Source organism: Achromobacter spanius (assembly GCF_029637605.1).
GTDB lineage: Bacteria > Pseudomonadota > Gammaproteobacteria > Burkholderiales > Burkholderiaceae_B > Achromobacter > Achromobacter spanius_E.
This window is the reverse complement of sequence record NZ_CP121261.1, coordinates 4452800-4467913: the sequence shown is the minus strand read 5'-3', so window position 1 is coordinate 4467913 and position 15114 is coordinate 4452800. Positions and strand designations below refer to the sequence as shown.

At 63.9% G+C, this 15114-nt stretch carries 14 protein-coding genes; 3 read left to right on the top strand and 11 right to left on the bottom strand.

The genetic code is table 11. The features are described from left to right. Position 1: 1 nt before the first annotated feature. On the bottom strand, positions 2 to 1081 hold the full coding sequence (locus tag P8T11_RS19975) for an ABC transporter ATP-binding protein (protein WP_268080406.1): 1080 nt from the start codon (positions 1079 to 1081) through the stop codon (positions 2 to 4). 211 nt (positions 1082 to 1292) lie between these two features. Here P8T11_RS19975 and P8T11_RS19970 point away from each other — a divergent pair, with 211 nt between their 5' ends. Further along, entirely contained in the window at positions 1293 to 2135 is an 843-nt protein-coding gene (locus tag P8T11_RS19970; protein ID WP_268080407.1) for an IclR family transcriptional regulator, read from the top strand. Between the two features lie 248 nt (positions 2136 to 2383). On the opposite strand, the gene P8T11_RS19965 is transcribed toward P8T11_RS19970, so the two are convergent. Then, positions 2384 to 3547: an alpha-hydroxy acid oxidase gene (locus P8T11_RS19965; RefSeq protein ID WP_268080408.1), complete on the bottom strand. Its 1164-nt coding sequence runs from the start codon at positions 3545 to 3547 to the stop codon at positions 2384 to 2386. 205 nt (positions 3548 to 3752) lie between these two features. Next, positions 3753 to 4649 (bottom strand): phytanoyl-CoA dioxygenase family protein, encoded by an 897-nt coding sequence (locus tag P8T11_RS19960; RefSeq protein WP_268080409.1) that lies wholly within the window; start codon positions 4647 to 4649, stop codon positions 3753 to 3755. Positions 4650 to 4808: 159 nt separating this feature from the next. Between P8T11_RS19960 and P8T11_RS19955 the strand changes: the two genes are divergently transcribed. Further along, the gene (locus tag P8T11_RS19955; protein WP_268080410.1) at positions 4809 to 5105 is read left to right on the top strand and encodes an acylphosphatase; all 297 of its coding nucleotides are present in this window, start codon (positions 4809 to 4811) and stop codon (positions 5103 to 5105) included. 141 nt (positions 5106 to 5246) lie between these two features. Here the strand turns inward: P8T11_RS19955 and P8T11_RS19950 are convergent, their stop codons facing one another. The 6 genes from P8T11_RS19950 to P8T11_RS19925 all read right to left on the bottom strand — a co-directional run bounded on the left by P8T11_RS19950 (position 5247) and on the right by P8T11_RS19925 (position 10581). Continuing rightward, the gene (locus tag P8T11_RS19950; protein ID WP_268080411.1) at positions 5247 to 6152 is read right to left on the bottom strand and encodes an EamA family transporter; all 906 of its coding nucleotides are present in this window, start codon (positions 6150 to 6152) and stop codon (positions 5247 to 5249) included. Between the two features lie 100 nt (positions 6153 to 6252). Next, complete coding sequence (locus P8T11_RS19945) at positions 6253 to 7311, bottom strand: threonine aldolase family protein (RefSeq protein ID WP_268080412.1); 1059 nt, start codon at positions 7309 to 7311, stop codon at positions 6253 to 6255. 5 nt (positions 7312 to 7316) lie between these two features. Next, positions 7317 to 8051, bottom strand: a complete 735-nt coding sequence (locus tag P8T11_RS19940) for an amino acid ABC transporter ATP-binding protein (RefSeq protein ID WP_050447375.1) — start codon at positions 8049 to 8051, stop codon at positions 7317 to 7319. A 33-nt stretch (positions 8052 to 8084) separates the two neighbouring features. Next, positions 8085 to 8774 (bottom strand): amino acid ABC transporter permease, encoded by a 690-nt coding sequence (locus P8T11_RS19935; protein WP_050447373.1) that lies wholly within the window; start codon positions 8772 to 8774, stop codon positions 8085 to 8087. Positions 8775 to 8783: 9 nt separating this feature from the next. After that, positions 8784 to 9581, bottom strand: coding sequence for an amino acid ABC transporter permease (locus P8T11_RS19930; protein ID WP_268080413.1), 798 nt, complete (start codon positions 9579 to 9581; stop codon positions 8784 to 8786). Positions 9582 to 9669: 88 nt separating this feature from the next. Next, positions 9670 to 10581, bottom strand: a complete 912-nt coding sequence (locus P8T11_RS19925; protein WP_268080414.1) for an amino acid ABC transporter substrate-binding protein — start codon at positions 10579 to 10581, stop codon at positions 9670 to 9672. Positions 10582 to 10752: 171 nt separating this feature from the next. Between P8T11_RS19925 and P8T11_RS19920 the strand changes: the two genes are divergently transcribed. Beyond that, on the top strand, positions 10753 to 11685 hold the full coding sequence (locus P8T11_RS19920) for a LysR substrate-binding domain-containing protein (RefSeq protein WP_278072148.1): 933 nt from the start codon (positions 10753 to 10755) through the stop codon (positions 11683 to 11685). A gap of 119 nt (positions 11686 to 11804) precedes the next feature. Here P8T11_RS19920 and P8T11_RS19915 read toward each other — a convergent pair whose 3' ends face one another. Then, positions 11805 to 12830 (bottom strand): virulence RhuM family protein, encoded by a 1026-nt coding sequence (locus P8T11_RS19915; RefSeq protein WP_268080415.1) that lies wholly within the window; start codon positions 12828 to 12830, stop codon positions 11805 to 11807. 300 nt (positions 12831 to 13130) lie between these two features. Then, complete coding sequence (locus P8T11_RS19910) at positions 13131 to 15035, bottom strand: WG repeat-containing protein (RefSeq protein ID WP_268080416.1); 1905 nt, start codon at positions 15033 to 15035, stop codon at positions 13131 to 13133. Positions 15036 to 15114 lie beyond the last annotated feature (79 nt).

Here is a 15114-nt window from a genome sequence, read left to right as displayed (position 1 = left end):
GTCAGGCGGCCTCTTGGACGGTCGAGGCGGCCGGGGCACGCAGCACGCGCAACACGCCCTCGGCCCAGTCCAGCCCGATGGCCTCGCCGTCGTCGTGCGGGCGGCGGCCGTCGTTGGGCGTGAGGATGGTCAGCGTGCCCACCGGTGAATCCAGGTCGTACATCCACTGGCTGCCCAGGAAGTAGCGCGTGCTGACCACACAGGCCAGCTTGCCCTGGCCCGGGGGCACCGGCACCAGCTTTTCCGGGCGCAGCGACAACTGCACGTTGTCGCCGTGGCGCAAGCCTTCGCCATCGACCAGGACGCGCAACGCGCCGGTCTCGACTTCGGCTTGCTCGCCGCAGCGGGTAACGCGGCCGGGCAGCAGGTTGGTCTTGCCCACAAAGCGCGAAATGAATTCGCTTTGCGGATGTTCGTACATGCGGAATGGGGCGTCGACCTGCGTGGCGCGGCCGTCCTGCATGACCACCACGCGATCGCTGATGGACAAGGCTTCGGCCTGGTCGTGCGTGACCATCACGGTAGTCGTGCCGATCTTCTTCTGGATGCCGCGCAGTTCAAACTGCATGTCTTCGCGCAGCTTGGCGTCCAGGTTGGACAGGGGCTCGTCCAGCAGCAACACGGGCGGGCGGATGACCAGCGCGCGGGCCAGCGCCACGCGTTGCCGCTGGCCACCGGAAAGCTCGCGCGGATAGCGGTCGGCATGCTTGTCCAGCTTCACCAGCGCCAGCGCTTCACGCACGCGGTCATGGCGTTCGGCGCGTTCGACCTTGCGCATCTTCAAGCCGAAGGCCACGTTGTCGGTCACGGTCAGGTGCGGGAACAGCGCATAGCTTTGGAACACGATGCCCAGCCCGCGCGTGTTGGGCTTGGCATGGGTGATGTCGCGCCCGTCCAGGGTGATGACGCCCTGCGTCACGTCCGCAAAGCCGGCAATCATCTGCAAGGTGGTGGTCTTGCCGCAGCCCGAGGGGCCCAGCAGCGAGACGAATTCCCCTTTTTCAACGGTCAGGTTCAGATCGGAAACGACGCGCAGGTCGCCGTAGTTCTTCGAGACGTTGTCCAGCCGCAGAAATGACATTTTCCAAACCCCGTCGCCCGATGCGGGCGTTGTGCCGCCCGTTGAACCGGTTTCCCGGCGCGGCGGCTTATTGATGGGGCAGTCTAGGATTCGCGAAAAGGACGGGTCAATAAGGGTTTTCCGAAGAATCGAATTTTTTATCTAAAATTTCCATTAGACTGAATTTACTGATAAAAATGCGGTTAGGTATTTTGATCACCGGAATTCAATAATGAAGAAATCAGAGACAGCGGACGAATCTGGGGGCCAGGGCGTGTTGCAGCGGGCGTTTGCCGTGCTGCGCGTGCTGGCAGACGCAAAAGGGGAAAAGCTGCGCCTGACCGACATCGCGGCGCGTACCGGGCAGGCGCAGGCCACGGTGCACCGCGTGCTGCAGGGCTTGATGCAGGAAGGCGTGGTGGAGCAGCCCCCGCAAAGCAAGGGGTATCAACTGAGCGTGGCGTTCTTTTCACTGGCCGCGGCGGCCGGCACGCACCAGTCCAGCCTGCGCTCGCTGTACCGACCGGCCATGCTGCGCCTGTCGGGCATGTTGAACGACACCATCTTCCTGCTGGTGCGCAGCGGCTTTGACGCGGTCTGCGTGGACCGCGTGGATGGCGCTTTCCCGGTGCGTTCGCATACCGGCGATATTGGCGGGCGCGTGCCCCTGGGCATGGGCCAGGGCGGCCTGGTGTTGCTGGCCAGCCTGCCGGAAGCCGAGCGCGAAGAAGTCATCCGCTTCAACATTCCGCGCTTGCACCATCTGGGGTTTGTGGACGAGATTTCGATGCGGGTACGCATCAAGGAATGCCTGGAACGGCGGTACGCGCGCAGCCAGGGGCAGGGCGTGTTCCCGAACATCGCAGGGCTGGCGGTGCCGGTCTACGACCCCAACGGCGTCACGGTGGCGGCGCTAAGCGTGGCCGCCCCCATCGAACGCATCGACGACGAACGCCTGCCGCTGATCGTTGAAATGCTGCGCCGCGAGGCCGACGCGGTAGGCGCGCAGATCAACCCCTTCGACCCGGCTCTGCGCCGCCCCAGCCAGTACCTGGGCGCGGGTAACGGGGGGTGATGTTGGGGGGTGGGCGTCGGTGGAACCGGAAGTAATCCGGCTGTGTCTTGGCGGGGGGGTGATGGGTTACGCGCGATTGGCGATGGGGTTCTTGTGCAAAGCATCGCGCGCTTCACCCATCCTACGAAGCTCGTAGGATGGGTGAAGCGCGCAAGATTCGCGGCAAGAATGCAGATGACGATCGCGCGTAACCCATCAAGCAACGCCGGAACCCGAACCAACCCAGCCACATCGCCGGGCCTGCCCCATTACGTCGGATACGTACCCGGCAGCAAAATGCTGCGGTCGCCCACTTCAATATTGCGGCGGCCGCACAGCGCCATCGTCGTATCCATTTCCTTGTACAGCAGCTCCAGCGCGCGGGTGACGCCCGCCTGGCCATACGCACCCAGGCCGTACAGGAAGGCACGGCCGATCATCGTGCCGCGCGCGCCCAGCGACACCGCCTTCAGGATGTCCTGCCCGGAACGGATGCCGCCGTCCATCCAGACTTCAATCTTCGAACCCACCGCATCCGCAATCGCCGGCAGCGCGGCGATCGACGACATGGCGCCATCCAGTTGGCGTCCGCCGTGGTTGCTGACGATCAGCGCGTCGGCGCCGCTGTTGGCGGCCAGTTGCGCGTCTTCCACATCCAGGATGCCCTTGATGATGAGCTTGCCGCCCCAGCGCTGCTTGATCCATTCCACGTCGTCCCAGCTCAGGCGCGGGTCGAATTGTTCGGCCGTCCAGGCCGACAGCGACGACAGATCGCTGACGCCCTTGGCATGCCCGACGATGTTGCCGAAGGTACGGCGCTTGGTGCCCAGCATGCCCATGCACCAGCGCGGCTTGGTCGCCAGGTTGATCAGGTTGCGCAGCGTGGGCTTGGGCGGGGTCGACAACCCGTTCTTGATGTCCTTGTGGCGCTGGCCCAGGATCTGCAAGTCCAGCGTCAGCACCAGCGCGGTGCAGCCGGCGGCCTTGGCGCGGTCGATCAGGTTGGCCACGAACTCGCGGTCGCGCATCACGTAGAGCTGGAACCAGAACGGCTTCCTGGTGGCTTCGGCCACGTCTTCCAACGAGCAGATGCTCATCGTGGACAAGGTGAACGGCACGCCGAAATCCGCCGCGGCCTTGGCCGCCAGGATCTCGCCGTCGGCATGTTGCATGCCGGTCAGGCCGGTGGGCGAAATCGCCAGCGGCATCACCACGTCGTGGCCCACCATCGTGGTGCGCAGCGACCGGCCTTCCATGTTCACCGCCACGCGCTGGCGCAGCTTGATCTTGTGGAAATCGCTTTCATTGGCGCGGTAGGTGCCTTCGGTCCAGGCGCCGGAATCGGCGTAGTCGTAGAACATGCGGGGCACGCGCTTTTGCGCGACGACACGCAGATCTTCGATGCAGGTGATCGTAGAAAGGTTAGCGGTCATGAGAGGTCTGAGGAGTGATGGAAGGGCGCCAGCTACGTTTCGTATTCTTGGAATCTGGAGCCGCCGGCTGCGGGCGGCTGCGCCGCAACGCGTGGGCGACAGGCCCTGCGGCGCCGCTCAGTATACGCGCCGAGGCCGGCAAGCGTTGCTTGCCGGCCTCGTTCGCCCCCCCTCTGACTGGGGCTCTATGGCCCCGTCGCCCGAGCTATCGCGGCCAGACCTTGCTGACCGCGCGTATGGTTGCCCACGCTACCCAACGCGGGCTGGTCAGCCGCGCACCCGGCAGCCGGCGCATCACGTCCACGGCCAGCCCGCCGCGCTTGTGCCACTGCTTCTTGCGCGTCTGACTGTCGGTCCAGCGGCCTTCCAGCCACGGGAATTCGCGGCGTCCCGGCTTGTAGACCGGCGGCGTGTTGTAGATCAGGATGTACGCCAGCCGCGGCGACGGCGACGTGTTCGGCCCGGTGAAATGCAGCGTGCGGGCGTCATGCACGGTGATGCCGCCCGGGTCCAGCGGTTCGGCCACCGCCTGGTCGCGTTGAAAGTCGCCGCAGCATTCCAGCGGATGCAGGCTCTTGTCACCGCCGGGCGAGCGATGCTCCAGCACGTCCCATTTGTTGGACCCGGGGATGAACTGCATGCAGCCGTTTTCCACGGTGGCGGGTTGCAGCGCCAGCCAGATGCTCAGCTCGTTGTAGACGAAGTCGGGCGAGCGAAACGCCTCGTCCTGGTGCCACGGCGTTTCCGGGCCGAACGGACCGGGCTTGAGCAGCGCGTGCTCGCCATAGAGCGCCGCCTCTTCGCCCAGCAACTGCCGCGCCAGGTCCAGCGTACGTTCGTGGTAAGTCGTCTTCAGTAGACCGGGGGCATAATGACGCGGATCGTGCAGGCTTGGAAACTTCGCGGGCTTGGACGGGTCGTCGCGGCTGACGAAGTCATACTGCGCACCTTCGTTGTATCCCGTTTTGTTCGCGAACAAGTCCAGCAGGGTGCGACGGATATAGCCAACTTCATCCTGCGGGCACATGTCCTTCAAGGCCAGGTAGCCCTGATCCCTGTAGCGCGCTGTCTCAGCTTCCGACAACAAACTGGTCTCTTCCATAATGGCTTCTCCAAGCTCTAGTAGCGGGTGTTCCCGTTGGCACGTTTTGACATGAGCACTAACGTATCGCTTCGATGCCCACCGGGCCTATAGACCATCCGCTGTAGCCATAACCGCCTACTCATCCCATTGGCGGCGCATCATCCGAAGGAAAAATCCATGCAAGACCCTAAAACCGACTCCCATATCGAAACCGTCCTCGTGTCAGTCAGCGGCACGGTACAAGGCGTGGGGTATCGCCACGCCACGGTGCGGCGCGCCCACATGCTGGGTGTGACGGGCTGGGTGCAGAACCTGCTGGACGGCACGGTCGAAGCCCTGGTGCAGGGCACGCCCGACCAGGTGGACCACATGCTTGAGTGGCTGCGGCGCGGCCCGCCGGGCGCGTCCGTGCAAGAAATCACGACGCGCCGGGAATACACCGACAAGCGTTACATCCGCTTCGAACAGGTGTAGGCGGGGAGTAGGCGGGGTCTGAGAAGCAGAGTGCCCTCGGCGTTAAGCCGTAGTCCAGTCAGCCGAGGGGTTGAGGCGGGGCCCCAGGCGAGGTTTAGGCGGGGCACGGGCGAGCTTGGCAAGCCGAATTCTTCGGCTATCTCAGCGGCTGCGCAGCCAGCGTCCGCCGACCTGATTGATGATCAGGCCCGCCAACACGCAGCCCGCACCCAGCCACTGCAACGGTTGCAGCCGTTCCCCAAACGCCATGGACGCCGCCCACAGGCCCACCACCGGCACCAGCAGCGAGAACGGCGCGATCTTGGCCGCCGGATGGCGCGTCAGCAAGCGTGTCCACAGCGTGTAGGCCACCAGCGTCGCCAGCACCGCCAGGTACAGCACCGACAGCGCCTCGCCCCAACCGATGCCGGTGATCATGCCCACCACGGGCTCCCAGCCGTCGATCAGCACGGCCAGCAGCAGGAACGGCAGCACCGGCGCGGCGCTGCTCCAGGCAATGAAGGCAAAGGGGTCGTAGCCGGGCGCCTTGCGGCTCGCACGCCGCACAATCATGTTGGACGCCGCCCACATGAACGCGGCGCCCAGCGTCAGCACAAAGCCCAGCATGGTCATCTGGCCCGGGCCTTCGCCGCGGCCGCCCGCGATCACGGCCAGCCCCAGCGCGGCCACGCCCAAGCCAATCCAGTGGTGCCGCCGCGCGCGTTCGCCCAGCACGGGGGCCGCCAGCAGCAAGGTGAAGAATGCCTGGGTCTGGATGACCAGCGAGGCCATGCCGGCCGGCATGCCGAACTTCAGCGCGGTGAACAGCAGGCCGAATTGGCCCAGCCCCTGCACCAGTCCGTAGGCCGCGATCCATTGCCACGGCAGCTGCGGCCGGCGCACGACAAGGATCAGGGGAAAGGCCGCCAGCGCGAATCGCAGCGCGCCCAGCATCATGGGCGACAGGCCCTGCATGCCGACCTTCATGACAACAAAATTAAGACCCCATATGACCACGACCGCCAGCGCGCAGAAATAGTCTTTTCGGGTGAGGTGAGTCGTGGACATGCGGCATTATCGCACCGCCGCAATGGGCCGGCGGTGCCGATGAACACTGGGTTTCAGGGCCAGTTTTCAGTGCTGGCGTTCAGCACTTTTTCAGCACTTTTCAGCGTTTTTCCAGCACCGCCGCGAAGGCCTGCACGGCGATGTCGATGTCCTCGTCCTCGATGTGGCGATGCGTGACGCAACGCAGGCGCGTGCGGCCCCACGGGCGCGTCAGCAGGCCTTCGGCTTGCAAGGCCGCCACCCACTGCGTGTTGGTCATGCCGGAGTCGGCGGTCTCGACCTGCACGATATTGGTCTGCGGCACCGTGGCCGACAAGGCCGGCGCCAGGCGGTTGATGCCATCGCTCAAGCGGCGCGCGCGGACGTGGTCTTCGACCAGCCGGCCGGTCATCGTCTGCACGCCTTCCAGGCCGGCCGCCGCCATGATGCCCGACTGGCGCTGCGTGCCGCCCAGCATGCGGCGCAACGTGCGCGAACGGGCCATCACGGCCTTGGTGCCCACAAGCACCGCGCCCACGGGTGCGCTCAAGCCCTTGGACAGGCACAGCGACACCGTGTCGGCATATTGCGTGATCTCGGCCGCCGGCACGCCCAGCGCCACGGCCGCGTTGAACAAGCGCGCACCGTCCAGGTGCACGGGAATGCCACCGGCGTTGGCCATGCTGTACACGGCACGCATGTGCTCCAGCGGCAGGACGGCGCCCCCGGCGTTGTTGTGCGAGGTCTCCATCGCCACCAGCGACGTCTTCAACCGATGCCCGCCCGACAGCAAGGCCTCGTCCAGCCGGTTCAGGTCCATCGCGCCATCCGTGCCGGACACGCCCTGGTAGAACAGCCCGGTAAACGTGGCCGCGCCGCGTTCCGAGGTGTACATGTGGGCGGACGATTCCAGCACCACCTGCTCGTTACGCTGCGTTTGCGCCAATACGGCAAGCAGGTTGGCCATCGTGCAACTGGGCACGAACAGCCCGGCTTCCTTGCCCAGCAGCGCCGCCACATGGGCTTCCAGCGCGCGCACGGAAGGGTCGCCATCCAGGCCGTCGTCACCGATCGGCGCGGTGCGCATGCGTTCGTACATGGCCGCCGTCGGATGGGTCACCGTGTCGCTGCGCAGGTCGACGGGAAGGGCGGGATTGTCGGCGGGAGTCCGCTGGGTCATGGGTATCAATGCTGCAAAATCTTGGAAAGAAACTGGCGCGTGCGCGGAGCACGTTCCTCTACATTGCCGAAGAATTCGTCCTTGACGCAGTCTTCGACAATCTTGCCGCCGTCCATGAAGATCACACGGTCGGCAACGCGGCGGGCAAACCCCATTTCGTGGGTCACCACCATCATCGTCATGCCTTCGCTGGCCAGGTCCGTCATGACGTCCAGCACCTCGTTGACCATCTCGGGGTCCAGCGCTGAGGTGGGCTCGTCAAACAGCATCACCACGGGGTCCATCGAGAGCGCGCGCGCAATCGCCACGCGCTGCTGCTGGCCGCCCGAGAGTTCACCCGGGTGCTTGTCCTTGTGCGCCGACAGGCCCACGCGCTCAAGCAGCGTCAGCGCCCGCGCGCGGGCTTCTTCCTTGCCCCGGCCCAGCACCTTGGTCTGGCCCAGGCACAGGTTTTCGGTCACCGACAGATGCGGAAACAGTTCAAAGTGCTGGAACACCATGCCGGCCACCGACCGCAGCTTGGGCAGGTTGGTGCGCGGGTCACCCACCGAAATACCGTTGACCACGATGTTGCCCTTTTGAAAGGGCTCCAGCGCGTTCACGGTCTTGATCAGCGTGGACTTGCCGGACCCCGACGGCCCGCACACCACCACGACTTCACCCTTGCCGACTGTCGTCGTGCATTCATCCAGCACCTGAAAGGCGCCATACCACTTGCTGACCTGCGAGATCTCGATCATCGGAGGCGTCGAAGATAGTTGCATCGTTAAACCCTATCGCAGCACACGGGTGCGCTTTTCCAGTAGTTTGACCAGGCGGGACGCCGTGAAGCAGATCACGAAATACACCACCGCCACGAATAGATAAAGCTCCACCAGCCGGCCATCGCGCTGGCCGATCTTGGACGCCGCGCCCAGGAAGTCGGTCAACGACAGCACATAGACCAGCGACGTGTCCTGAAACAGGATGATCACGCGGGTCAACAACGCGGGAACCATGTTGCGAAACGCCTGCGGCAGGACCACGTAGCGCATGCCCTGCCACGGCGTCAGGCCGATCGCCATGCTGGCCGACACCTGGCCGCGCGCAATCGACTGAATCCCCGCCCGCATGATTTCGCAGAAGTACGCGGCTTCGAACAAGGTGAAGGTGATGACCGCCGAATTGAATGCCCCCACGCGCAAGGGCGTGGCCGAGCCCACCACCCAGGCGGCGATGTACGGCATCAGGAAGTAGAACCAGAAGATCACCAGCAGCAGCGGAATCGAGCGCATCACGTTCACGTAGATGCCCGCCGGCACCGACAGAATCTTGAAGCGCGACAGCCGCATCATGGCCAGCAGCGTGCCCAGCGCCAGGCCCATCACGGCGGCCAGCACCGTCAGCGTCAAGGTGAACGTCATGCCCGTCTGGAACAGATAGGGCAGCGCGGTCCAGATCACATCGAAATCAAATTTACCCATCGCGATCCCCTATCGGCTCAGGGCGGCGGTCTTGACCGCGGCCGGACCGGCTTTGCTGGCCGCGCCGTTGCTGGCCGCGCCGATCAGGCCAGGCACCGCGATATGCCGTTCAAGCAGGCGCATGCCCAGCACGACCATGCCGTTGAGGATCAGGTAGATCACCGTCGCGGCGGAGAACGCCTCGAAGATGTGGAAGCTGAATTCCTGCATGGAACGCGCCTGGCCGGTCAGCTCCAGCAGGCCGATCGTCAGCGCCACCGAGGAATATTTGATGGTGCCCATGAACTCGGACGTCAGCGGCGGCAGCACGATGCGAAACGCTTCGGGCAGGATGATGTAGCGGTACACCTGCACCTCGGTCAGCCCCAGGGCGGTCCCCGCCTGGAACTGGCCACGCGGCAAGGACTGGATGCCGGCGCGCAGTTGCTCGGCGACGCGCGCCGAACCATAAAACCCCAGACACAGCACGGCGGGCACAAACTGGCCCCACGGCTGCGGCATCTGCTTCATCGCCAGGCCCCAGGCATGCGGCAGCAATTCTGGCAGCACGAAATACCACAGGAACATCTGCACCAGCAGTGGTACGTTGCGGAACAGCTCGACGTAGGTCGCCCCCAGCACATTCATCACGCGAGACTGCGCCGTGCGCATCACGCCCAGCCAGGATCCCAGCAACAGCGAAAAGACCCACGCGGTCAGCGCCAGCGCCAGCGTCCAGCCCACGCCGATCAGCAGCGTTTCCAGGAAGTTATGCACGCCGTCCGGCGACATCTCCAGAAAGACGCTCCAACTCCAGTTGTAATTCATGCCCGTGCCCTAGATGGCGGCGCCGTTCGCGGCGCCTGGCCCCAAAACCGCCGCGGGACGCCTGGGCGTCCCGCGGACAACTTGCTATTTACTCGTACACCTTCGGGTCACCCGAGTCGGTCGGGTTGGCCAGCGCGCGCTTGAGCGCATCGCTCATCGGATACTTCAGGTTGATCTGCTTCGGGGGAATCGGCGAATTGAAGTACTTGTTGTAGATCGCCGCGACCTTGCCGCTCTTCATCAGGTCCACCACGGCATCGTCCACCACCTTCTTGAATGCGGGGTCGTCCTTGGGTTCCATGATGCCGTAGGGCGCCATTTCCAGGCCCTTGGTGCCGATCACGAACGCATCCGGATTCTTCGACGAGGCCACGGCGCCATAGGCGATGCCGTCATCGTTGGCCGACCCGGCGGCTCGGCCCGATTCCACCATCAGGATGGTCTCGGCGGTGTCCTTGGTGGGCGCCATCGTGATGCCCAGGTTACCCTTGGCGTTCAATTGCGAGATCAGGCGGAAAGTCTGGCCGCCGGCTTGGGCGGCAATGGTCTTGCCCCGGAACGATTCCAGGTTGTTGGGGTCCACGCCGCCGTCCTTGCGCGCCACCAGCACCACCTGCGCCACGAAGGTCGTGGGCGCGAACGACACCAGCTTGTGGCGGTCGAGCTTGTTGGTGGTGTTGCCGCATTCCAGGTCGATGGTGCCATTGGCCAGCAGCGGGATACGCGTGGCGGAGGTCGTCGGGTTGTAGCGCACTTCCAGCTTGGGCAGCTTCAGTGCCGTCTTGATGTGTTGCACCACTTCCTGGCAGATCTCGACCGAATAGCCGATGGGCTTCTGGTTGCCGTCGAGATAGGCGAAGGGCACCGAGGTCTCGGGGTGGCCCAGGGTGATCACGCCGGTTTCGCGGATCTTGTCCAGGCGGCTGGTGCCTTCGGCGTGGGCGGTGGCCGTGCTGCCCAGCAGGGCGGCAGCGACGGAGATCGCGGCAAATGCTTTCATCTGATTCCCTTGGCGCCGTGCAACCGGCGCGTGTTTGTAGTCACGATCGGCGGCGCCGGTTTGTCCGGCGTCCGCCACGTCCCGCGATGAGCCCCGCGGCTGGCAAAAAGTATCAACTAGCAGTATGGTTTTATCCAGTTCCAATCAGGTATTCCTCTATACGGATTTGATATGGCCATTCCACGGATGGGCTTAAGACACATCGAGGCTTTCCGAGCCGTCATGATGACCGGCTCGATGACGGCCGCCGCGCGGCGCGTGCATACCTCGCAGCCGCACGTTAGCCGCTTAATTGCGCAATTGGAAGCCATCACCCAGTTTCCCTTGTTCGACCGCAATGGCAGCCGCCTGAGCCCCACGCAGGACGGCTCGCGCTTCTTTCAAGAGGTGGAAAAAACCTTTATTGGCCTGGCAGGCCTGGAGTCGGCGGCGGCCAGCATCCGCTCGTTCAGCGCCAGCCGCCTGAGCGTGGCGGCCATGCCACGGCTGGCGGGCGGCATGCTCGCGCGCATCGTCGCGGCCTTCAAGACCGAGTACCCGGACGTGATGGTGTCCATCCATTCGGGCAACGCCAGCGCGGTGCACAACTGGATCAGTTCGGGCTTTTGCGACACGGGGCTGGCCATGCTGTCGGGCGACAGCCCCGGCATTCAGGTCGAACCCGTTATGACGATGAACTGCGTGGCGGTGCTGCCCAAGGGGCATCGCCTGACCAAGCTGAAAAAGCTGAAACCCGCCGACTTCGCGGGCGAACCCTTCGTTGCCTTTCCCAGCGCCACGCCGCTGCGCGAAAAGATCGACGCCGTCTTCAAGTCGGCCAAGGTGGAGCGGCAGACGGTGGCCGAAGCGGGGCTGGGATCATCGGTATGCGCGCTGGTGGGCGCGGGCCTGGGCGTGGCGCTGATCAACCCCTTGGCCGCGCGCGAAGAGTACGAGGCCAACGGCGTTGAGGTCCGCCCGTTCAGCCCCGCGGTGCCGGTGACGGTGGCATTGCTGTATCCGCCGTATCACACGCGCACGCGGCTGGTCAGCGTGTTTTCAAGGTATGCGCATCAGCTGATGAATGAAGAGATGGCGGATTTGAAGGCGCGGGCGGCGCGGTGAAGGGGCCGGCATTTGCCGCCTGCTAGATGAGGGACCTTTCCAGATAGTCGGCAGCTTCGCCAGACTGCTTCAGTGCCTGCCATTGCGCCAGGTTCATCTGCGGCAGTGATTCCCAACCGCTAGGCACCATCGGTCGTCCCTTTTGAACCACGTTCCCGGCTATTCAACATTTTCTCCACCCGTTCCAACTCCCTCAAATCTTCCCGATCCGCCGCCAAAGCCTCTTCCTTCCGCCGCGCGGCATCGAACTGCTCGTACCGGTCATAAACAATCGTCGTCATCGCCTTGTGGCTCATCTTTCCCGCCCCCTTCAATAGCGGGCTCTCGTTGAACTCGATAAAGCTGTCCACATATGCACGCCAATCGGCCATGCGCAGGTTCTGCCGCTTTTTTGCGCGCAGCTCTGCAAAATCCATGAACATGCTCGCGATGCGGTTGAAGTCGTCCAGCTCTTCAGCATTCAGATAGTTCTTCGCCACGATCACATCTGCCTTCCGCACGCGCCCTTGTTTCCAGGACAGCAACGCCATATTGGGCTGAGAGGGATCGGCACGCCGAACCACTAGCTCGGCCGCCGTGTGCCGCGTCACCGCGTAGAACATCTTGTTCTGCACTTCCGCATAAAACAGACCCGTCGCTGCTGGGTCGTCGGCGTAGTCCACAGACAGAGCAAACAGATCCCGAATCTTCTGATAGAAGCGCTTCTCCGACGTTCGGATGTCCCGGATGCGTGCAAGCTGCTCATCAAAGTAATCCCAGCGGCTCACGTCCTTCAGGCGTTCGTCGTCCATAACGAAGCCCTTGACCAGGAACTCCTTTAGATGGGTGGTGGCCCATTGACGGAACTGCGTCCCTCGCGGCGACTTCACGCGGTAGCCGATCGCCAGAATCATGTCCAGGTTGTATTGCTGCGTGCGGTAGCGCTTGCCGTCGGCGGCAGTTGTCAAGTCTTGCTTGACAACTGAACCCTCCTGAAGCTCCCCCTCTGCCAGCACATTGCGCACGTGCAGGCTGATGTTCTGCTTTGTCGTCTGGAATAACTCGGCCAGCTCAAGTTGGGTCAGCCAAACGGTGCCGTTTTCAGCACGCAAGAAGAACTGAGCGTCTCCATCCTGCGTTGTATATAGCACAAGTTCGGCATTCATCGGAGCCTCCAATTGTTTGACACTGGTTCATCATCCCCTGCAAACCGGATCCGCACTGTGGCGAACGTATCGAATTCATCATCCATGACACGCAGCAAGACCACTTCTATTTTGTGCAAGCCAAGCATGCGCTGCTTGGAGAAAAGGGCATTCTGACGCGCACTTTGGCCGCTCGCAACTTGAACGACGTAAAGCCTGCCAAGTGCAGCAAGAAAAGGGCTGCTTCTTTACAGATCCGCTGACATGAAATCCTTGGCCGTGCGCGAAGAGTAAAAGACCAACGGCACAGCCCAGCCTGCGCTATTTCGGCTCGGTTTGCACCCGCCCGTCCGCATGCAAATAGCGCATCGCGCCGTCGGCATGCATGGCCGGCACGGCCTGCCCCTGGCTCCAGCATTGCGCAATCGCCGTCGGGCAGCCGTGCACGCCATCCCCGGTACGCAGCGACGCCGGCACGCCGATCCAGGCATAGACCGGTTCGTGCAGCCACGCGCCGTCCGCTTGTGCGATACCGATGTGCAGGCCATCCGGACTGCATACGCTGGCATGTTCCGGCACCACGGCGCACAGCCAGCCGTAGGTGTCTTTCCACATTAGGCCGAACACCATGTGCTGCGTGCACGGCAGCGCCTCGCGGCGCTCGAGCATGTCGTAGGCGCCTTGGAACCATTCGTCCCATTCCCCGTGTTCCTCGCAGCGCAGCACGCGCAGATAGCGGCCGGCCTGGCCCGCGGGCGGGGGCGTGATGTTGGCGGGATCGGGCGCGGGTAGCCAGATGATGTCGGCCAGATCGGTATAGGTCACCGGTACGATGACTTCGCCTTCGCCGTTCACAATGCCGCGCTGATCGTCGCCGGTCAGCACCCGGATTTGCATCTGGCCGCTTATCCACAGGCCGGCGGGATCGGACTCCGTGTCCACAGGCCCCAATGCCGAGTACAAGGCGTCCAGCACGAGTCGACCTTGCGCATCGATCAAGCCGCAACGGTCACCGCGCTGCGTCACGTAGGCATGTAGCGCGTTATCCCAATTGATGTCGTCCCAGTCGGGCGCGCTTGCCCAGGCGCCGCTACGGTCGATCAAGCCCCAGCACCCGGCCTCGTATGCAGGCGCCAAGCCACCGGGGGAAAAATCGCCCGCTGATTCAAATGCGGGGGGTATCGCCCACGCCCCCGACCTATCCACAAAGCCGATCCGATCGCCCACCCGCGCCATCGCCAGACCCTGTGAATAACTCCACACTTCGTCCAGCTCGCACGGCATCAACAGGCGGCCGTCGGTATCGATCAGCCCAAACTTGTCGTCCCTAAGAACCGCCGCCACGCCGTCTTCGAAACTCCAGATGGAATCGAACTGTGGGGCGAGCACCACGCGGCCGTCTTCGCCGCGTCCTTCGCGCACGCCCCACAAGTTGTCCACAGCAAAGCGATGCAAGCCGTCGCCCAGGTGGGTGTCGCGGCGCTTGGACGTGTGGGCGGCGTGGGCGGCGCCATTGCTGTCGGTGTCGTCGTCGGAATCTTCTTCGTCGCCGGCATAGTCTTCGCCGCTGTCGTCCTCGTCTTCGTCGAAGTCTTCATAGCGAACGCGCCGGGCGGGTTCTTGCGGAAAGAAATACGGATGCGCCAGACCGCCCAGGCCGACCCGCCACGCCCACCCCGATTCATCGTCGGGGTCCTGTACGTCCAGCAAGCGCAACACGGCCACCACGTCGCCCATGCGCATGCTGTCCTGCACAGCGTTCCAGCGATCCGTGCACAGCGCGCACGCGTGGGCAAGATACGCCTGCGCGCCATCCCCATGCAGCCACGCCAGCTCATCAAGATTGGCGCTTATCCACAAGCCGGCGGCATCGTCCCGCTCGCCCGACGCGTCCCGCGCTCCCCGCGCATCGATCCGTTCGGCCAGGTAAGCCACTGCCGCGTCCCACTGCACGCAATGCGGCGCGTCGTCGCTTGCCGCATGCGTCCGCAAGAATGCCGCCACCTGGCGCAAGCGATCGTGCGCGGCTTGCGCGGGAGCGGCCAGCGCCGTCGTGCCCGCATCGCCAAACACGCGCTGCGACGCATCAGCATCCCGCAAGCTGCCGTCGGCCAGCAACACCTGCCATAACGTGGGCAGGTTGCCGTTGGCGGCGGCGATTTCTTCCGATGACACCGTGCGGCCATCCCGTTCCGCCTGCAACGACAACCACGCGCGATTACCCATCACTGCATCCTTGAAGCACGCCAGCCACCGCACGATCAGCGTGCGACCAGTCAGAAAAAACAAAGGCCAGCCCTTTCAG